Source organism: Butyrivibrio sp. FC2001, assembly GCF_000424125.1.
Taxonomy (GTDB): domain Bacteria; phylum Bacillota; class Clostridia; order Lachnospirales; family Lachnospiraceae; genus Butyrivibrio.
This window is the reverse complement of the sequence record NZ_KE384133.1, coordinates 211272-232352: the sequence shown is the minus strand read 5'-3', so window position 1 is coordinate 232352 and position 21081 is coordinate 211272. Positions and strand designations below refer to the sequence as shown.

The following is a 21081-nucleotide window of genomic DNA, read 5'->3' as shown; positions in this document are numbered from 1 at the left end:
GTGTAAAATAGAAACATGACATATAGATGACATGTTTACCGTGTTACTCTCAATCCAGAAGGTGATCGAATGAAGATAGACAGACTGATTGGTATACTTTCAATCCTTTTGCAAAAGGAGATGACAACTGCACCGGAGCTGGCTGAGCACTTCGAGGTATCGAGGCGCACAATCAACAGGGATATTGAAACACTGTGCCAGGCGGGGATACCTATCCAGACTGCGCAGGGCGTGGGCGGCGGAATCAGCATCATGGATGGCTATCGGATGGATAGAACGCTTTTGACATCCCGGGATATGCAGATGATCCTTGCGGGGCTCCGAAGTCTCGATAGTGTCAGCGGCAGCGGATATTATGGTCAGCTCATGGAAAAAATCCAGGCCGGTTCGTCAGAGTTTATAAGCGGAAGGGATTCCATCCTTATCGACCTGTCCTCATGGTATAGGGATACCCTGGCACCGAAGATTGCACTAATCCAGGATGCTATAGAACTTGGTAAAAGAATGGAGTTTTCCTACTACTCGCCGAAGGGCGACACTAAAAGAGAGATTGAGCCGTATTACCTTATCTTCAAATGGGCCAGCTGGTACGTGTATGGATACTGCCTGCTGAGGAAGGATTTCAGGCTTTTCAAGCTTAACCGAATGGACGGAATTGTCCTTGGAAATGACTTTGAGAAAAGAAGCGAGATCCCTGCACCTTCCATTTCGAATGATGAGATTTTTCCTGCAAAGGGCAGAGTAAAAGCTGTTTTCGACCCATCCATGAAATGGCAGCTTGTGGAAGAGTATGGAGTTAATTCCTTTACGGAACAACCGGATGGGACACTGCTTTTCGAGCATGAGTATCCGGATGATGAGGGATTGATTGCATGGATACTTTCGTGCAGGGATAAGGTCACAGTACTTGAGCCTGAGTCTGTCAGGGAGAAACTTTACGAGATCACCAGTGACATTGCACGAAAATATGAAAAGGTGGAGAGAAAACATGGAAAACAAGGCACTGGTCGTAATCGACATTCAAAATGACATAACCAAGAATTACAGGAAAATCGTTGACGGTATCAACAGGGCAATCGACTGGGCAACGGCAGAGGATATGCACGTTGTTTACATCAAGCATAACAACCTGTCGCCAGGAACCAGAACCTTCAAGCCCAATACAAAAGGCGAAGAGCTTGTCCCTGAAATGAAGGCTGTATCGGATAACGTTTTTACCAAGACAAAATCTAATGCGCTGACATCAGAATCGTTCGCGGGATTCATCAATGATAATGGAATTTCGGAATTCTATGTTGCAGGCGCAGATGCTACAGGCTGCGTGAAATCGACCTGCTACAACATGACCAAATCGGGATACACAGTTCATGTGATATCTGATTGTGTCACAAGCTATGACCTTAAGAAGCTGGACGAGATGTACGCGTACTATGCAAGCAAGGGGTGCGAGGTAAAAGAGCTTGATGAGTATATGGAGGTAAGGTAATAAGCCCTATGAGAAAAAGGACTTACCTGAAGCATAACATTTCGTTGAAATTTGTTTTGTGAAACCAAAGAGAAGAGGGGATGATTATGGCGTTCGATTACAAGAAAGAGTACAAGGAATTTTACATGCCTAAGGGCACGCCTTCGATAGTGACGGTTCCGAAGATGAATTACATCGCAGTCAAAGGGAGTGGTGATCCCAACGTAGAGGGCGGCGAGTACAAGCAGGCAATAGGACTGCTTTATGGCATCGCATTTACAATTAAGATGAGTAAAAAAGGAGACCACAAGATCGATGGCTACTTTGATTATGTTGTGCCGCCGCTAGAAGGATTCTGGTGGCAGGATTCTGCTCCTGAAAAGAGTAATGATAGCGGAGCAGGCGAGAATAATACTAGCGGTGCAAGTGAGAACAATGCTAGTGCCAATCGAAAGATTGTTGGCGGAATAGACTATACTCGCAAAGATGATTTCAATTGGATCTCCGTCATTCGCTTACCTGACTTTGTTACAAAAGAAGATTTCGACTGGGCGATTGCTGAAGCGACTACCAAAAAGAAAACGGACTTTTCAAAGGTGGAATTCCTTACATACGATGAGGGTCTATGCGTGCAGTGTATGCATATTGGTTCCTACGATGATGAGCCTGCCACTGTGGAGGCAATGCATCAGTTCATGGAAGAGATGGGTTATATTTTGGACATCAATGAGAAGCGTTTGCATCATGAAATATACCTCAGTGATGCAAGAAAGGTAGCACCGGAGAGACTTAAAACGGTAATTCGACATCCTATAAGGAAAGCTTGAGGCGTTAGTGCCCATCCTTTTTGGCGGGAGACTATGCGAAAAATGTTTTTTGGGATTGCTTAACATAGCTTTTAATTGAGGATGAAGTGGTACTACTTGACCTATTGGGATTATAGGAAAATATCAAGTAGTCTTCTTAGGCGGAAAAGCAGACGCTACTTGAACTATTATTATTCCAGGAAACATGTCACGTAGTATTTCAGGGCAAAAACAAAGACACTACTTGAACTATTTTTATTCAGAAAATATATCCCGTAGTATCCTCGGAAATTAATACCAATCCTACTTGACCATTTTTATAGAGAGAAAGAAGGTCACGTAGACCACCTGGAATTAAACCCCAGGACTACGCGACCTAACAAGCATTTAGAGCATTCATCAAGTAATATTCCCGGATATAAAGAAAATACACTAAAACCTACCAAAATCAGCCCCAACAACACTTACTTTTAAGCCCTAACATCTATACTTTAAGATTCTTATCCTAATAACCTAATAATAACTTATCCAGATATCAAAACTGAACCAAAACCGCACCAAACCACCCCACTCCAACCCTATAAAAAGGAGGCATAAAGATGGAATACATACGACTAACCAAAGACAATCTCGATAAAGAGCACATCTGCTGCGCGATCTCAAATAACAAAGACGTGCAGGTATCATCCAAGAAAGCCTGGCTTGCAGACAGGTTCGATGAAGGCCTGGTTTTTCTAAAGAGCGCAGAGCGCGGGAAATGCTTCATTGAATACATACCTGCTGAGAATGCATGGAATCCCATAAACGCGCCTGGATATATGTACATTGATTGTCTGTGGGTGTCAGGTTCCTTCAAGGGACATGGCTACTCAACAGAGCTTCTTAACGAGTGCATAAGAGACAGTAAGGAGAAAGGTAAGAAGGGACTTTGCGTATTAGCAGCAGCAAAGAAGAAGCCCTTCCTTTCAGATCCGAAATTCCTCGCAGCAAAAGGCTTCAAAGTTTGTGACGAAGCAGACAACGGCATACAGCTGTGGTACCTGCCCTTCGCCGACGGAGAAGTAACAACAACCCCAAAGGATGGAGAAGCAACCACAACCTCAAAGACCGGAACAGAAACCCCAACCAGCAAGGACAAAACAGAAACCCCAACCTTCAATCAATCCGCCAAGCACCCCCACATCGACGATCCCGGCTACGTTCTCTTTTACACAAATCAGTGCCCCTTCAATGCCAAGTACGTGCCGGTTCTGGAGGAGACCGCCGCAAAGAACAAAATCCCATTCAAAGCAATAAAAATCGACAGCAAAGAAAAAGCCCAGAGCGCACCTACGCCCATCACCACCTATGCGCTGTTTTGCGATGGCGAATATGTGACCAACGAGCAGATGAATGACAAGAAGTTTTTAAAGCTTATAAATGGGTAAGCTGAAGTTTCGGATTTGTACATAAAGTTCATGCATTTTTAATGCTACTTTATTCTTACGTAATACTATGGTAGAGGTCTTTTTCATATAATATTTGTATCACCCTAAATTGATTATCTGGCTAGTTGTTGAACCGGGAATGATACTATGAAAAGACTTTTATCAGCATTACTCATCATGATATTGATTATTCCGGGCACGATATCCTACTATCCCCTGAAAGCGAAGGCTGAGGCGGGGAGCAGCGGGATTTTGGCCTATTATAATGATGCCGGTGAGATCGTCTATGATCTGAACGGCTTAGAAGGCCTTGATAAAGATTTTGCCATGACACTTTACCTTGTGCTTGATGACGCATGGGTCAGATATTTAGAAGATCCTTCACAGTACTTCAGAGTTATTGTGCCGCCGGGAACATACTTTATAAATCCGGATACCAAGTCCATCAGGCTTGGAAGTAATGTCACTCTCGAGCTGAACGGAGTGAACATCATTTGTGATGAGGATGATGTGATAATCCAGACCAAGACCAGGCCCAGCAATAAAAGAGACGGAGTGTACGCAGAAGAGGGTGTGGGCGGATATGATGATTATCAGAACATAAAAATCGTAGGCGGAACGATAGATCTAAACAGTAACAGCAGAGTTCCAATCAGGTTTGCTCACGTTACAGGGCTTACACTTGAGAACCTTACCGTAAAGAACAGCGCTGCGACACACATGGTGGAAATTGCAGCCTGCAGAGATGTTTATGTTACGGGATGCACCTTTATGGATTCTATTAAAGAGGATCCCGAAAACATGCCGCTGGAAGCTTTTCAGATAGACGCAGCTAACAGAGAGACCATGTCATACAGTAAGGATCCCGTTTATGATGACTGCCCCTGTGATAACGTTGAGGTTGCGTATTGCACCTTCAAAAATCTGTACAGAGGCTTTGGAAGTCACACGGTAATTCCCGATGTTTATCAGAGCAACATAAGAGTGCATGACTGCAGCTTTATCGAAATAGAGAATGCAGCTATAATGTGCACCATGTGGAAGGATTCCAACATCTACGACAATGAATATATAAACGTGGGGAAGGAAACCGATGATACGGAATACGAGTGGTATACGCATGAGCCTTCCTACATGCAGGACGCAGAGTAATCCTGAATTTTTATCCTAATTTTATAAAAGCAGTAATCTTCATGTGGTATATTCAAAGGAGTTGAGGCGTGAAGTGACAATCGTTTGAACTAAATAGAATATGAAAAAGTGTCTGAGGGGGCATTATGCGAAAACTGAGTAAAAAAGGTAACATGAACGACAGAATTGATACAGTTCTGCGAAAGGTCAGGGGAAGGATGACATCCTATCCCCCGGGCATGTGCCCGCTTACTCTTTACAGGTCGATACTTCAGATCTCCATGAATCAGTCCTGCGGAAAATGTGTGCCCTGCAGGGATGGCCTTGTTGAAGTATACGATCTTTTAAACCAGATAATAAACGGAGATGCGACATTCGCGACTTTGGATGAGATAGAGGATAAGTGCCGAATGATCGCAGAAACAGCCGACTGCGCGGTAGGTGTTGTCGGCGCCAATATGATCCTTGAATCACTTTCCGAGTTTGAAGATGAGTACAGGAGTCATATTGAGAGAAGAAGATGTATTGAAAACACAAGTCAGACTATTCCCTGTGTGACTTTGTGCCCTGCTCACGTGGATGTGCCGGGTTATATTGCCATGGTTAAGGAAGAGGATTACGAGGGCGCTATCAAGGTGATACGCGACAAGAATCCCCTTCCCACAGCCTGCGCAATGATCTGTGAACATCCCTGTGAGAGGAAATGTCGCAGGTCTCTCATCGACGATCCCATCAACATCAGAGGACTAAAAAAATATGCGGTAGACAGCGTGGCTGCAGATACAGTTCCCACACCCACACCAGGCCCTTCCACGGGTAAAAAGATCGGTGTTGTAGGTGGCGGACCTTCGGGACTGACTGCGGCTTATTTTTTGTCGCTCATGGGGCATGAGGTCCACATATACGAGGAGCATGAAAAGCTTGGCGGAATGCTAAGATACGGAATTCCTGAGTACAGGCTCCCCAAGGAGAGGCTTGATCAGGATATAAACGCGATCATAAACGCAGGCAATATCAAGGTTTACACAAACACAAGAATCGGAAAGGATATTTCCTATGAAGAACTGAAAAACAATCACGACGCTTTATACATAGGCATCGGAGCACAGATTGGAAACAGAATGCCTGTGGACGGAGCGGATTCTGAGAACGTAATTCCGGCGGCTGACTTTTTGCAGAAGGTGGCTAGAGGAGAGAAGATAGATCTTACAGGAAAAAAGGTTGTCCTTATCGGCGGTGGCAATGTCGCCATGGATGCAGCCAGAACCGCAGCCCGTCTTAACGCTGAGAGCATACATGTTTTCACAAGAAAAAGGGATGACTACACAGCACTTCAGAGTGAGATTGAATCAGCTATGCAGGAGGGTGTACGTTTCAGGACCCTTCTTAGCTTTTTGAATATTGAAGCAGATAAAGAGAGCAATCAGGTGAAGGCAGTGTGGCTGCAGCCTGAGATAGTAGCAGAGTATGACGAATTGGGATTGGTGAAAACCGAGCATTCAAGTAACTACCCCTATCGCTTTTTGTGCGACTATCTGATCCTGGGAGTCGGTCAGAGAAGCGACGTGGAGTGCTTTGAGAAGGCAGGTATTCCTGTGGAGAGAGGCAGGATACAGGCCGATGAAATGTGCATGATAAAAAATACTCCCGGAATATTTTCAGGTGGAGACTGCGTAACCGGGCCTTCCACTGCAATAAACGCGATTGCAGCAGGACAGGTGGCAGCCTTCAACATAGATGAATATCTTGGATATCACCACACGGTGAGGCTTGAAGCCAGCATTCCGCCTGCTTTGCCTAATCCATGTATACCAACAGGGCGCGCGGAGATTGAGGAAAAGGATCCCTTTGAGAGGCGTGAGAGCTTCGATCATGTGGAGCTTCCGATGACCTACGAGGAGGCAAAACGAGAATCGGGAAGATGCCTTAGATGCGATCACTACGGCTGCGGCGCTATGGAAGGAGGCAGGGGAGAATGATGAAAATTACTATCAATGGAAAGACCTGCCAGGTTGAAAAAGGACGAACAATTTTAGAGGCTGCAGGAGAAAATGGTTTTCATATCCCTACCCTGTGTTACCTCAAAGGAATAAACGGCATAGGGTCATGTCGCATGTGCGTGGTTGAAGTAGAGGGCTACGAGAGACTTCTTGCTGCCTGCAACACAAGAGTAAGGGATGGAATGGTCATCACCACGGAATCGCCCAAGCTCACGGACTATAGAAAGAGAATGTTAAAGCTCCTTCTGTCCAACCACAATCTCGATTGTATGAGCTGCGCTTCCAACGGAAAATGCGAGCTCCAAAAGCTGTGCAACGAATACGGAGTAGAGCGTGCTGACCAAGAGGGCAGCCGCGTTAATATAGAGAAAAAGCTTCCCTATCTGGATGCAAATCCTTACATAAGCTACGATCCCAGCAAGTGTATTCACTGCCAGAGATGCATCAGCATCTGCCACAGGATAGCATGTAACGGAACCATCAGGAGCGGAAGACTTGGTAACTACCACATTGTTGAGGCTCCCTTCGGAGAGGATTATAAGTCCACCTCCTGCGAGAGCTGCGGCAACTGCGCTTCTGTATGCCCTACGGGCGCTTTGATCTTGAAAAGAGAAAAAGAATACAGGGAGTGGGAAGTAAAGAAGGTACTGACCACCTGCCCTCACTGCGCGACAGGATGCCAATTCTACCTTGTGGTTAAGGATAATAAGATTGTAAATGTGGAGTCAGCAGACGGCCTCGCTAACCATAAGAGACTTTGCGTAAAGGGAAGAAATGCCAGCTTCGATTTTGTTCAGGCAGAAGACCGCTTAAAGAAGCCTCTTATAAAGGACAGAAGCACCGGTGAATTCAGGGAGGTGAGCTGGGATGAAGCCATTTCCTACACCGCAAAGCGCTTCATGGAGATAAAGGAAAAGTACGGAAGTGATAGCCTTGCCGGTTTTGCCTGCTCCAGATCATCAAACGAAGATGTATACATGGTTCAGAAAATGGTGAGGTGCTGCTTCGGTACTAACACCACTGATAACTGCGCCCGCGTGTGCCATTCCGCATCGGTTACGGGACTTGCCAAGACTCTTGGTTCTGGTGCCATGACGAACCCCATCCATGACATTACACACGACGTTGATGTTATCATGCTGGTGGGCTCTAACCCTGAGGAGGCGCACCCTGTTGTGGGCATGCAGATAAGACAGGCGGTGAAGCGCGGAACGAAGCTCATCGTTGTCGATCCAAGAGAGATTGGGCTCTCTAAGCAGGCTGATATTCATATTAAGCTTCGACCCGGAACCAACGTCGCCTTTGCCAACGGAATGATGAACGTCATGATAAATGAGGACCTCATAGATCATGATTACATAGATAAAAATGTGGAGGGCTTCGAGGAACTTAAAAAACTTGTCATGGATTACACACCTGAAAAGGTTGCTGAGATCTGTCACATCGATGAGGATATGCTTATCGAGGCTGCAAGAATGTATGCCACTGCAAAGAAGGCGCCCATCATCTACTGCCTTGGAGTAACTGAGCATTCTACAGGAACCGAGGGCGTAATGAGCATGTCTAACATGGCAGTTCTTTGCGGGAAAATCGGACGTGAGGGCTGCGGCGTTAACCCTCTTCGTGGTCAGAACAATGTACAGGGAGCCTGTGATATGGGCGCCATGTCTACAGATTATCCCGGATATCAGAAGGTCGATAACGAACAGGTCCGTCAGAAATTTGAAAAGGCCTGGGGCGTAAGTCTTAACCCTAATCCGGGACTTCGTGCGACGGAGGTTTTCCCTGCTGCAATTGGTGGGAAAATTAAAGGACTCTACATTTGCGGTGAGGATCCTATGGTATCTGATCCCGACACCACGCATATTATAAAAGCTCTTGAGAGCATGGAGTTTATCGTTGTGCAGGATCTTTTCATGACAAAGACGGCAAGGTATGCAGATGTGATTCTGCCGGCTAAGAGCTTTGCAGAGAAGGAAGGAACCTTCACAAATACTGAAAGAAGAATTCAGCGAATAAGAAAAGCCATCACTCTTGATGGTGAGATGAGGTCAGATACTGATATCATAATCGACCTCATGAATGCCATGGGCTACAAGCAGCCCTACCTCACACCCAAGCAGATCATGGATGAGATCGCAGAGCTCACACCAAGCTATCACGGAGTAAGCTACGAGTGCCTCGATGCAGGAGAGAGCCTTCAGTGGCCGTGCCCTGAAAAGGATCATCACGGAACGCCCATCATGCATGTGGGACATCCTGCCCGCGGAAAAGCTCTGCTGTATCCCGCTGAGTTCAAGGAGGCCAAGGAGCTGCCAGACGAGGAGTATCCCTTCATTCTTACGACAGGACGAATCCTCTATCACTACAATGCTTTCAGCATGACTTCAAGGTCAAAGGGTCTTATGGACATTGAGGGAGAGGGCTACATCGAGCTCAATTACAAGGACGCTGACAGGCTTGGAGTTAAGAGTGGAGATATGGTCGCTGTCAGCAGCAGAAGAGGAACGATTGAAGCTAAGGCGAGAGTCGGACGAAAAGTGTCTCAGGGCGAGACCTGGATGCCTTTCCACTTCCCAGATTCTCCTGTAAATATGATAACCAACGCGGCACTTGATGAGTACGCAAGGATTCCTGAGTACAAGGTGTGCGCGGTTAAGCTGGAGAAGAGATGAAGTTTTCTGCTTCTATATACAGATAGTTCAGATATGAGAAGAGATGAAATTTTCTAACCGGTTATTTGTATGTTGGCATCCAGAGATAGTACATGCTTTATTTGTGCATAATCTTCCGGAGAGTTGCAGTTTTGCAGTTCATTAGGATCACCATGAAAATCATAGTACTGGCAATCAAGTCTTTCTAAAAGGGCTCTGATTGCCAGCTTTTTATTGTCAATCAGCTCTTTGCAGAGAGCGGAGTGCGCGGTATTATACACGCCGATAAGTGGTTCCGGGCGACCGCTATAGGACAGAATTGTGGCGTCGGGATTCTTATCAAAATGAGCATTAAGGAGCTGCTGCAAAGTCTCTTTAGAGAGAAGTGGAACGTCAACACTCATGACGATTGCGCAGCTATGTTTGCACTTTGGAAAGCATGAATATAAGCCACCCATGGGACCGAGATCAGGGATGATATCAGAGACCGTATGGATGGTTGCTGTCTGATCTGCATCAACAGGTTGCTGCGAATCAGAAGATATAAGAATGTTATCTGCAGGTAACACCTTCCCCGACACGATAACATCATCACACCCCAGCGTGGTAAGTTTCTCCACCTGAATTTCCAGCAGAGTTTTCCCGTTCAGAAGAAGCCCTGCCTTATCAGTTTTCATGCGGCTGCTCTTGCCGCCCGCCAATACTATTCCGCTAAATTTCATTTCGCTAATTCTATCCTCACAACATCTTTAATCTGACGTTTGGAATTGCTGTCACCAAAAACAATCAGCTTGATTTTAGTTGCTCCATTATCATCTGCAGCACTTACAAGGTATGCGACTCCATCCGTAGAAATCTCGGTTGCTGAAATTTCTGCTGAGTACTCATCTGATGCAACGACTTTTGCTGTGGTGAAATCTTCAGCGGAGATATCTGCAAGACCAAGGACGCTAAGGACAGTCACACCGGTTTCGGATATCTGTTTTTCTTCGCCCTTTCCGTTTAAGGTTGTGCCCTGAACGTCAACTGCGGGTGCATTAAAAGGATCAACTGAAATGTTCTTGCCATCATAGGTGATGATCAGAGTTCCGGCCTGGGCTGCGGTCCGCTTCGGCAGATAGATGACCGTGATAACTGCAGTGATTAGAAGCAGTGCAACAACGATGAGCAGATTTCTTTTTTTCATGATATCTCCTTTTCAGAAAGTATTATTGGCTTAAGTCGTTTCACCAGTTCAACGGCAAGAAGTCCGGATACAGATCCGCTTGTGGCTGACACGCAGATGTAGAGCAGAAGCACAATTCCTGTCAGTCTGAACACTATGAAATTGGCGGTCAGGCAGGCGGTTATTGATGCTGCGATAGATGAAAGCATGATTCCGAGGGACATGTCCTTTGAAACTTTTCGTGTGATAAAAAGCACCATATCAATGGTAAGCCCGGGCAGAATATAACCGATTGGGGACAGCAATCCCATGCTTCCGGTCATTCCAAAGCATAGCGCCAGGACACTCTGCACGATTGCCATAAGAGTAGCACAGCCAGCCAGGGGGATCACAGCTGCGGCGATAATTAGGAACATTATGGAAAAACTGGTGGCGATACCACCGGGAATGTGCAGAAATTCTGTGATTATATTGGCAGCAGGCGATATGAGCCTTTTTGCAAACAGGCCAAGATCACAGCACAGGGCCATGAAGATATAGACCCTCAGTTTTGCATTTTTCATAGATTCCACCCTCATAAAATCTCAACTTAAAAAAGTCTGTTTATGGGAAGTATAGCACAAAAACATGTTGTTTTACCAAACGAAATAGTGTAGAATAATAAACTCACTATCGAATCGTCGTCAAATGAAAATTCTAGTTATCTGACTTGAGGAAAACATCTATGAGTTACATTGAAGTAAACGATCTAAAGAAAAATTTCGTGGTTAAAAAGAAGAGAGAAAAGGGAAAGCTTTTCAGAGAGAAGGAAACAGTTAAGGCTCTTAAGGGCGTTTCGTTTTCAGTTGATAAGGGAGAACTGGTGGGCTATATAGGCCCCAACGGTGCAGGAAAATCCACAACGGTTAAGATTCTCTCCGGGATCCTTACACCTGATGGTGGAAGCGCGAATGTTGGAGGGATTGTGCCCTGGGAGGAGCGAAAGGCTCATGTTAAAAACATCGGTGTTGTGTTTGGACAGCGAAGCCAGCTCTGGTGGGACGTGCCGATCATCGACAGCTATAGTTTATTAAAGGACATCTACAGGATTCCCCAGAGGGATTACGAGGCGAGATTGAAGGAGCTGACTGAGGCACTGCAGCTTGAGGAATTCATGAAAACTCCCTTAAGACTCCTAAGTCTTGGACAGAGAATGCGTGCAGAGCTTTGCGAATCACTTCTTCACAGACCGGAGCTCCTTTTCCTTGATGAGCCCACCATCGGCCTTGACGCTGTCAGCAAGCTTTCTCTCCGCGAGTTTTTAAAATGGGAGAACAAAGAGTATGGCACCACGATCATGCTCACAACCCATGACATGGAGGATATTGAAGCGCTGTGCTCAAGGGTAATGGTGCTTGGACACGGTCAGAAGCTTTTTGATGGAAAATTGAATGACCTTCTCGAGCGCTATGATACCGTTCGAAATGTTCATATCAAATATGACGGAGTAGTATCTGATATAAAGCTTCCAAATGGTGCTACTATTGCGCAGGCAGAGGATGGAATTGAGATTAGCTATAATCCTTCTGAAATTCCAACCTCAGAGCTTTTATCAATTCTTCAAAGCGCAGGTAATATCAGCGAGCTTACCCTGCAGCCTGAAAACACTGATCACATGATCGCTGCGATGTATAAGGAACTGGATTTGTAAGAATGTTCTAGTAACACTTTTGACAGCTACAGTAGACACAGTTTTAATTCGAGGTTTATTATGTCTTACTTTACAGTATTTAAAATGCGCCTTCGCATGGAGCTTCAATATCGCGGGGCTATGATTGGCGGAATTTTATGTCAGATGTTTTTCGGACTGATACTGATTGCTCTTTACAGAGCGCTCTATGAGGGCAAGCCCCAGTCAATTCCGATTGAAAATATTGCAACCTACGTATGGCTCCAGCAGGCATTTTTCCGAATGATGCTGGCTTCAGATAATGAGCTGGTGGATAAGATAAGGTCAGGCGATATCGCCTACGATCTGTGCCGCCCGGTGAATATGTATGGCTTCTACTATGCGAGAATCATGGCGCAGAAGCTTATGGGAAGCCTGATGCGCGCGGTGCCGATGCTGGCAATGGCAGCGCTTCTTCCTAAGGGATGGAGGATTGAGCTTCCGGCATCGCTCCTGGGATTTCTTGTGTTTATCCCGGCGCTTGGTCTGGGACTATTGTGCGTGTGTGCCCTTGAAAACATCACGGTTGCGTTCACCATGAAAACTCTTGACCCCAGAGGAATGCAGGGACTTCTTAATCTTTTGATGCTGACTCTTTCAGGAAATGTATTGCCACTCAATCTTTTCCCGGAGAGCTGGCAGAAGGTCATTACGCTTTTTCCTTATGCGCAGCTTCTTGATGCGCCCATAAGACTCTATACAGGAGAGTACCGTCCAATAGAGGCGCTGAGAATCTATGGGATTCAGGGCTTCTGGGTTGTTGTACTTATTGCGCTTGGTGTTTCTATGTGGAATGCGAACAGGAAGAGAATGATTGTGCAAGGGGGCTGATTTAATGGACATTTTTCGACTTTATATAAAATCAATAGGAATGCTTCTGAAAAGCCATCTGCAGTACACAAGCTCCTTTATCATGCAGGCTCTTGCGCAGCTTGTGATGGAGGGCGGCGAGATGATGGTGGTCATCCTTATCGTGGACAGATTTGAGAGTCTTAAGGGCTGGTCAGGAAGTAACCTTTACTTCTTCTTTGGAATGATGTCGGTTTCATTTTATCTTACAGAATTCTTTGGACGCGGTATCACCGGGGATTTCCCTTCAATGGTGAGAACCGGACGTCTTGATACTTTTCTTGTAAGACCCCGCGGCGTGCTGACTCAGGTTCTGTGCGCCGGAACTGATCCCAGAAGAATAACCTGTATCGCTGTTGGAACCGCAGCACTCATCATGGGCAGCAGACTTTCAGGAATATCCTGGAATCTTCTGAAGGTGCTAGTGCTTGTGGAATCCATCGCCATGAGCATGCTTCTGATTCTGGGGCTGTTCATGATTGAGGCGATTTTCAGCATCTTCAGCGTGAAGTCCGTTGAGCTTGTAAACGCTATCACCTATGGCGGCCGAAGCGCCTGCCAGTACCCGATTGACATTTACCCTGTTCCGCTTCGTGCACTGTTTACGGTTATCGCGCCCTTCGCGTTGACCCTTCACGTTCCTGCATCATGGATTCTTGATAAGCCGCTCTACGGCTGGCCCATGTGGACTGCATTTGTGATGCCTCTCTCCGGAGCTGTTGTGTTCGCGGTCATGACAGGGGTGTTCCATCTGGCGCTGAGACATTATAGATCTACGGGGAGTTGATGAGGCGGTTGGGGGTCAACCAGTTGGCTCTTCTTGGATATATAAACGTAATTTTGTTTGGAGGTTTGGGAAACTGTTCAACCGGTGGGCTTTACTTGGATATATAGACGTAATTTTGTTTGGAGGGTTTGGGGAACTGTTCAACCAGTGGGCTCTTCTTGGATATATAGACGTAATTTTGTTTGGGGGTTTGGGGAGGCGTTCAACCAACTTGCTTTGATTTTAATATTCTGGTCTACCACTACGTTTTAAAAGTTGACGTAATAACGTTTGCGGTAGACCAGTTATCATTATTGGCAAGCTATAGACTGAGAAAAGCAAGCACAAGGGATATTCTCACAATTCATATCACTCCATGAGCTTCAGAAAATTCAACCAATTTATTTAAACAAGATTATCTTGGCGTAATGGACCTCCAAAAAGCAGTCAGTTAATCGTAAAGCGTTACGCCGGTGGAGGACAATTATGGAATGCTGACTCATTTCTTTGTTATTCTTTTTGAGAATCGCTTGTGAATAGCGGAGAGGGTTCAACCAACTTGCTTTGATTTTAATATTCTGGTCTACCACTACGTTTCAAAAGTTGACGTAATAACGTTTGTGGTAGACCAGTTATCATTATTGGTAAGCTATAGACTGAGAAAAGCAAGCACAAGGGACATTCTCACAATTCATATCACTCCATGAGCCGCAGAAAATTCAACCAATTTATTTCAACAAGATTATCTTGGCGTAACGGACCTCCAAAAAGCAGTCAGTTAATCGTAAAGCGTTACGCCGGTGGAGGATAATTATGGAATGCTGACTCATTTCTTTGTTATTCTTTTTGAGAATCGCTTGTGAATAGCGGAGAGGGTTCAACCAACTTGCTTTGATTTTAATATTCTGGTCTACCACTACGTTTCAAAAGTTGACGTAATAACGTTTGTGGTAGACCAGTTATCATTACTGGTAAGCTATAGACTGAGAAAAGCAAGCACAAGGGACTTTCTTACAATTCATATCACTTCATGAGCTTCAGAAAATTCAACCAATTTATTTCAACAAGATTATCTTGGCGTAACGGGGCTCCAAAAAGGTGTCAGTTAATCGTAAAGCGTTACGCCGATGGAGGACAATTATGGAATGCTGACTCATTTCTTTGTTATTCTTTTTGAGAATCGCTTGTGAATAGCGGAGAGGGTGCAACCAACTTACCCTATTTTGATGATGTTGGTTTACTTCTTTCTTTGGGGGCCAACCAGTTGGCTTTTCTTGGATATATAGACGTAATTTTGTCTGAAGGTTTTGGGAGGCGTTCAACCAACTTGCTTTGATTTTAATATTCTGGTCTACCACTACGTTTTAAAAGTTGACGTAATAACGTTTGCGGTAGACCAGTTATCATTACTGGTAAGCTATAGACTGAGAAAAGCAAGCACAAGGGACATTCTCACAATTCATATCACTCCATGAGCTTCAGAAAATTCAACCAATTTATTTAAACAAGATTATCTTGGCGTAACGGACCTCCAAAAAGGTGTCAGTTAATCGTAAAGTGTTACGCCGGTGGAGGATAAATCTGGAATATTGACTGAACCGAGCGCGGAATATACCCAAAACTAAGGCTGATAGATGGTAGGAAGCATCTTTCTTTAATTTGCTATCCACATTTTGAAGAAATGGGATACTATATTAAGGAAATATGCGGTATATTTCCAAGCAGATGAATTATTAACGTTAAAAGCAAATAAAAAGGTGTCGTATCCAAAAGGTACTACACAAGAAAGAGGAGCATAAATGAAAAAAGTACTTATCGCAACAATTTTATTAACTATGGGAATCAGCTTAGCAGGCTGCTCAGCAAAGAAGGATAACATAGAGGTGACTGAAGGTGCAGATGGACCGACAGCTTACTTCGAGGCTACAAAGATAGATGAGACAGAAGCTTCAGAAGATAACTCAACAACAGAATCTAGTACAACAGAAGACAACTCATCCACAGAAGCTACCACAACAGAAGCTACCACATCCTCCCGGCTCACTGACGACCAGGCGCTTGAAGCAGTCAGAAACTACTGCATCGTAAGCAATCCTGATCTTGAAGGAATGACAGAGTCCGATGATTACACTATCTATTGGGTTATAGATTCAAGTGATGACAACCAGGTAGTGGTTCTGTACAGATCATATACAGCAGCACAGGTTCGCTACTACATTGACAGAGCTACAGGTGAGACTTATGTTACAGAGTTCGTTCCGGGAATAACTGAAGAAGAGGAACGCACTGATGAAACCTTCAATATAAACGACTATGTGAACTAACTTCGGAAAAATCAATAACAAACAACACTAGCCAATAGCTTGCAACAAAACCAAACAAAAGAAATAACAAAACTTTCCAAAAACGTATTGACCTTAACGTAGCGTAAAGGCTTAAACTCAGAAAAAACAAGATAAGAGGAGGCACTACATATGAGGTATACCGCTGGGGAATTGGCCAAGAAGCTTGGGGTTTCTGCACGCACTGTGAGATTTTATGATGAGAAGAAATTACTGCATCCATGCGAATATTCGGAGTCGGGGTACAGGCTCTTCGACGAGGACAGCGTGGTACGCTTGCAGAAAATACTTATGCTGAAGTACATGGATTTCTCATTGGAGCAGATCGCGAACATGATGCAAAATGACAGTTCGGATCTGCAGAAATCCTTAAAGGAACAGGAAGAACTTCTCCTTGATAAAAGAGAGCACATCACAAGACTGATTGCTGCCATAAGAAAAACCAAGGATTCCGCGGAAGAGGAATTCTGGCCGAACCTGCGACACGTCATCGAGCTGACAAGAGACAGGGAGGAAGTCATAACTCAGTACAAAAATGATGATAACCTGAACAAGAGAATCTCAATCCACGAGTACAGCACTGCTGAGGTTGAGTGGTTTCATTGGCTTCTGGAAAAGGAGAACATCTCTGAGGGAATGAAGATTCTGGACATAGGCTGCGGTAACGGACTTCTGTGGAAGCGTTTGGCAGGACTGCTGCCTGATAATCTTGAGATTCACATGGTGGATTATTCAGACGGTATGCTGGCCAGTGCAAGGGAGACGGTGGCTGAGATTCTTGCAAAATATCCGGAGAAGAACTTTAGCTTCGTGATTGATAAAAGAGATGCCACGGACTTTTCATATCCCACAGCGGGCTTCGACCTTATCATGGTTAACCATGTGCTGTTCTACTTAGAGAAGGAGAGCAGAATCAAGCTGTATAAACAGATAAAGAGTCTTCTTGCGAAGAACGGAAGATTCACCTGTACTCTGCTTGGAGAAAAGCACATGCAGGAAATTCATAATCTTGTGACGGACAATTACCCGGGAATGAAATTCCCCTTCCTGAATTTCGATTTCTTCCTGGATAATTGTAAAAACGAATTGCAGAATTACTTCCGGGTTCTGGATGTCGAGGAACATAAAAACGACCTGATGGTTCCGGATGATGAGATGATATTCAACTACATATCTTCCTTCTCGGAGGAGTGCAAGGCAGCAGTCACCAGAGACAGGGAAGAGTTCATGGAAAAAATTCATGAGCAGATGGACGACGAAGGATACATGTATATTCACAAATCTACCGGCGTAGCGATTTGCGCCGCATAAAAAAATGGGTGTCGCTTTAGATGTTTAAATGCATCAAGGCGATACCCTTTTTATGATATAGAAATTTCTCCGAAATTCCTATATCATAAAAAGCGCTCCGCTATGGATGCGCACTCGCGCGATAGGAATATGTTGCCTTCAGCAACCGCGCTCTGCGCGAGAATGTCGCAAGCGACATTCTTTCTTGTGACATGATTTCTGTACATCTGCAAGGATACGATTGTTAAACAAAATTTCATCTTTTTTTAATATCTATGGCAGTCCACTTAACATAGAATATTTTTATAGAGCATCTTACAAAAAGGAGGCAAAAATGAATAAAAAATATTTATCATTCTTTATGGCATTTTTGATTGCCACAACTCTTTTTGTACCCACAAAAATTACTACCCTTGCTGAAGAAACAGAGAAGACAGAAACAGCAAAGGCTGATACCTCTGAGGTCGCAGAACTGTCAGCCACCGCTGAATTAGACAAAATCCAGAAGTATGGAAATGTCGTTCTGTCTATGGAATGCAAAGAAATACTGGATGCAGGGTACGAATATGGTGATGTCGTTAATGTATCCTTCCTGGATCAGACTATGGAATTGCCGTTCTGCAGCAATTTCTCGGATGTAGATTCAGGAGTGCCGGTGATTCTGGCCCGCGAAGAAGATACAAATGTAGTGGTAGCCATAAATATGGGTGATTTTGCAACTACCTATGGACTTGCAATAAAAGAAACAGCCGAAGATAAAACAGTCACCTGGACAGCTGCTGATGGTGTGGAATTCCCGATTACCTTCACAATTTCTATGAATACCCCTAAAGGCTATTATGATGAATACCAGCTTCGCCAGATGTCATATACAACAGAGAGATCTGATTATCCGGATCTGACAGATGAGCAGTTTGCAAACTTCAGGGCTGTCACAACGACCGGAATGGGAGAAGGAAAGCTCTACAGATCTGCATCTCCCATAAATACAAGATATAACAGAAATTCTTATGCGGATGCTGCCATAAAAAAAGCAGGCGTAACTGTTATCATGAACATGGCGGATGATGAAGCGACTGCAAAATCCTTCGAAGGATATGATGATACCTATTACTCAAAACAAAAGGTTATTTTCCTTAATATGGGCCTTGATCTTAAAGCACAGGATTTCAAGGATAAGCTTGCCCAGGGTCTGAAGTTTTTTGCTAAAAATCCCGGCGTGTATGAAATTCATTGCACAGAAGGAAAAGACCGCGCAGGATATGCATGTGCTCTCCTTGAATGTTTTATGGGAGCAAGTTATGACGAAGTGGTCGAGGACTATGCAACCACCTACTATAACTATTATGGTATTAAAAAAGGTGATGAAAAATATACCTTCATCGTTAATAACGTTACCAAAAACCTTGAGAATGCATTTGGAATAACTGATGTGAAAAATGCAGACCTCGCAGCAGAAGCTGATAAGTTCTTCACAGCTATCGGACTTACAGATGCGGAGAAGGACGCCCTGAGAGCTAATCTTGGCACAGAAGATAGTAGTGCAGCTGAAGAAGTAACTGAAGCTACAGAAGAAACTGAAAAAGCAGATGAATCTGAAGCATCAGAGAAGACTGACGAAACTGAGGCAAAAGAAGAAGCAACTGAAGAAACTGAAAAAGCAGATGAATCTCCCGCTGCAACATACATTGTTCAGCCCGGTGATTACCTCATAAAGATTGCAAAAGAGCAGCTTGGTGACGCCAATAAATGGACCGAGATTTACAAGCTTAACAAAGATATCATCAAGGATCCCAGCCTGATCTATGTAGGCCAGGAGCTCAAACTCAAATAATATATGCAGGCCAGGAGCTCAAACTCAAATAATATATGCAGGCCAGGAGCTCAAACTCAAATAATATATGTAGGCCAGGAGCTAAAACTCAAATAATTTATGCAGGCCGGGAACTCAAATAATAATTGAATCTGACAACAGAGAAGGGAGCTGACACTCAAAAGCCAGCTCCCTTAATATTTTCCCTTATTATTATCCCTTCAGCTCATCCATCTCCAGCGAAATCTTACACACATCACTGAAATCCTTGGCTTCCCAGTTCATCTCGATTCTTTCCGTCACGATCTCAATCTCGGAGGGCAGCGTCTCCAGGAGAAGCACCATAACCTGATTATTGCCGTGCCTTGTTATGACATCACTCTGCCTAAGGGACATCTGTACGATGGACATGAACTCGCTCATGGCAGCTTCCATATCCACGCCCTGTCCATTTGGGGTGATCGTATAGATCATCACATGGATGTGCTTGTGGTAGTTGTTGACAACCCTCGCAAGGAACTGATATACAGTCTTGAAGTTGTCAGTGTTTAGTGAAAAGGCGCCGTTTCCGGGGCTTCTTTCAGCCATAAGCATCATGGCAGCCTTAAGAGCGGTTGCCTCACCCGGCTGACTGTCAGATACATTTTTATTTTCATGGAAAATCTTATAGCCGTGCTTTCCATTTTGCTTAACATCATATAAAGCTTTATCAGCCTTTTTGAAAAGTGTGAGGAAATCCTTACCTTCATCAGGAGCAAAGGCGCAGCCAATGGAAGCTCCAAGGGGAATTGTCATATCGGGACCCATGAGCTCCTTTGCGGATAAAACTATCTGCTCATTGATGTAGGCAGCCTTCTCGGCGATAACCTCCTCATCGAGGATATTCTTGCAGAACAGGATAAATTCATCGCCGCCCATACGACCTGCAAGGTCAGTGGAGCGGATTGCAGTGCGCAGAATCTCTGCAAAGCGGATAAGAACATTATCACCCATGGCATGGCCATAGATGTCGTTTACGGGCTTGAAGCTGTCAAGATCTACCATCAGAAGGGCACCGGAGCCTACTTTAGCCAGGGCGTCAATCTCCTCCTGGGAGGAGGTCTTGTTTAGAAGACCTGTCATCGGATCGGTGACGGCAGCCTTTTTAAGACCCTGAATCTGCTCGACGGTCTTTAGAATATTCGAGACTCTCTTTAAGAGAACGTCCGCTCTGAAGGGCTTTCTGATAAAATCGAGGGCACCTATGGAAAAGCCCTTACTCTCGGTTTCATCATTTTTATCTGCGGTCATGAACATGAAGGGAATCTGCTTCCCAAGCTCATCCTGAAGAGTCTTCTGCAACGTGAAGCCGTCAATTTCGGGCATCCTAAGATCCGAGAGCACCAGATCAGGTTTCTCGGTTTTATACATCCAAATGGCATCCCTGCCGTTTGTGGCACAGATGGTATCGTACTCACTTGATAAAATATGATCCGTCATCCTGAGGGATATTTTTTCATCATCAACGATCAGAATCTTGTGTTTTGCCATATTTTTCTATGTTCTCCCACAAATAAATCCTAGCAAAAAATAATAAACATATTCTTTAAAAAGTATATATTTTTACTTAATTTACGTTTTGGAAAAGATTATTGTGTATAATTAATATAATTGGCCGGTGATTCA

At 44.5% G+C, this 21081-nt stretch carries 17 protein-coding genes; 13 read left to right on the top strand and 4 right to left on the bottom strand.

All coding sequences use genetic code 11. The features are described from left to right. Nucleotides 1–69: 69 nt before the first annotated feature. The 7 genes from G601_RS0118655 (at nt 70) to fdhF (ending at nt 9504) form a co-directional block, all read left to right on the top strand. Nucleotides 70–1029, top strand: coding sequence for a helix-turn-helix transcriptional regulator (locus G601_RS0118655; protein ID WP_026666243.1), 960 nt, complete (start codon nt 70–72; stop codon nt 1027–1029). Next, nucleotides 989–1486: a cysteine hydrolase family protein gene (locus tag G601_RS0118650; RefSeq protein ID WP_026666242.1), complete on the top strand. Its 498-nt coding sequence runs from the start codon at nt 989–991 to the stop codon at nt 1484–1486. The genes G601_RS0118655 and G601_RS0118650 overlap by 41 nt, the downstream gene beginning before the upstream one ends. 86 nt (nt 1487–1572) lie before the next feature. Beyond that, nucleotides 1573–2292, top strand: coding sequence for a GyrI-like domain-containing protein (locus G601_RS0118645; RefSeq protein WP_026666241.1), 720 nt, complete (start codon nt 1573–1575; stop codon nt 2290–2292). A 578-nt stretch (nt 2293–2870) separates the two neighbouring features. Then, nucleotides 2871–3698 carry an N-acetyltransferase gene (locus G601_RS0118640; RefSeq protein WP_026666240.1) on the top strand — a complete coding sequence of 276 codons (828 nt, stop codon included), beginning with the start codon at nt 2871–2873 and terminating at the stop codon, nt 3696–3698. A gap of 147 nt (nt 3699–3845) precedes the next feature. After that, nucleotides 3846–4850, top strand: a complete 1005-nt coding sequence (locus G601_RS0118635) for a hypothetical protein (RefSeq protein WP_026666239.1) — start codon at nt 3846–3848, stop codon at nt 4848–4850. 125 nt (nt 4851–4975) lie between these two features. Continuing rightward, nucleotides 4976–6808 (top strand): NAD(P)-binding protein, encoded by a 1833-nt coding sequence (locus G601_RS0118630; protein ID WP_026666238.1) that lies wholly within the window; start codon nt 4976–4978, stop codon nt 6806–6808. Further along, complete coding sequence (gene fdhF / locus G601_RS0118625; protein WP_026666237.1) at nt 6805–9504, top strand: formate dehydrogenase subunit alpha; 2700 nt, start codon at nt 6805–6807, stop codon at nt 9502–9504. The genes G601_RS0118630 and fdhF overlap by 4 nt, the downstream gene beginning before the upstream one ends. Nucleotides 9505–9557: 53 nt before the next feature. Here fdhF and mobA read toward each other — a convergent pair whose 3' ends face one another. The 3 genes from mobA to G601_RS0118610 are packed head-to-tail and all read right to left on the bottom strand — an operon-like array spanning nt 9558 to nt 11211. Then, nucleotides 9558–10205 carry a molybdenum cofactor guanylyltransferase gene (gene mobA, locus G601_RS0118620; protein WP_026666236.1) on the bottom strand — a complete coding sequence of 216 codons (648 nt, stop codon included), beginning with the start codon at nt 10203–10205 and terminating at the stop codon, nt 9558–9560. Further along, nucleotides 10202–10669, bottom strand: a complete 468-nt coding sequence (locus tag G601_RS0118615; RefSeq protein ID WP_026666235.1) for a hypothetical protein — start codon at nt 10667–10669, stop codon at nt 10202–10204. Before G601_RS0118615 ends, mobA begins: the two co-directional genes overlap by 4 nt. After that, complete coding sequence (locus G601_RS0118610) at nt 10666–11211, bottom strand: hypothetical protein (protein ID WP_026666234.1); 546 nt, start codon at nt 11209–11211, stop codon at nt 10666–10668. Before G601_RS0118610 ends, G601_RS0118615 begins: the two co-directional genes overlap by 4 nt. A gap of 161 nt (nt 11212–11372) precedes the next feature. Here G601_RS0118610 and G601_RS0118605 point away from each other — a divergent pair, with 161 nt between their 5' ends. The 6 genes from G601_RS0118605 (at nt 11373) to G601_RS27025 (ending at nt 19437) form a co-directional block, all read left to right on the top strand. Continuing rightward, a complete protein-coding gene (locus G601_RS0118605; protein WP_026666233.1) occupies nt 11373–12338 on the top strand; it encodes an ABC transporter ATP-binding protein in 966 nt (321 codons plus the stop codon). Between the two features lie 60 nt (nt 12339–12398). Further along, nucleotides 12399–13187, top strand: a complete 789-nt coding sequence (locus tag G601_RS0118600) for an ABC transporter permease (RefSeq protein WP_026666232.1) — start codon at nt 12399–12401, stop codon at nt 13185–13187. Between the two features lie 4 nt (nt 13188–13191). Continuing rightward, nucleotides 13192–13992: an ABC transporter permease gene (locus G601_RS0118595; protein ID WP_026666231.1), complete on the top strand. Its 801-nt coding sequence runs from the start codon at nt 13192–13194 to the stop codon at nt 13990–13992. Between the two features lie 1778 nt (nt 13993–15770). After that, the gene (locus tag G601_RS0118590; RefSeq protein WP_026666230.1) at nt 15771–16295 is read left to right on the top strand and encodes a hypothetical protein; all 525 of its coding nucleotides are present in this window, start codon (nt 15771–15773) and stop codon (nt 16293–16295) included. 150 nt (nt 16296–16445) lie between these two features. Beyond that, nucleotides 16446–17624 (top strand): MerR family transcriptional regulator, encoded by a 1179-nt coding sequence (locus G601_RS0118585; protein ID WP_026666229.1) that lies wholly within the window; start codon nt 16446–16448, stop codon nt 17622–17624. Nucleotides 17625–17937: 313 nt separating this feature from the next. After that, the gene (locus tag G601_RS27025; RefSeq protein WP_035791074.1) at nt 17938–19437 is read left to right on the top strand and encodes a tyrosine-protein phosphatase; all 1500 of its coding nucleotides are present in this window, start codon (nt 17938–17940) and stop codon (nt 19435–19437) included. A 192-nt stretch (nt 19438–19629) separates the two neighbouring features. Here G601_RS27025 and G601_RS0118575 read toward each other — a convergent pair whose 3' ends face one another. Next, nucleotides 19630–20946: a GGDEF domain-containing response regulator gene (locus G601_RS0118575; protein ID WP_026666228.1), complete on the bottom strand. Its 1317-nt coding sequence runs from the start codon at nt 20944–20946 to the stop codon at nt 19630–19632. Between the last annotated feature and the right edge of the window lie 135 nt (nt 20947–21081).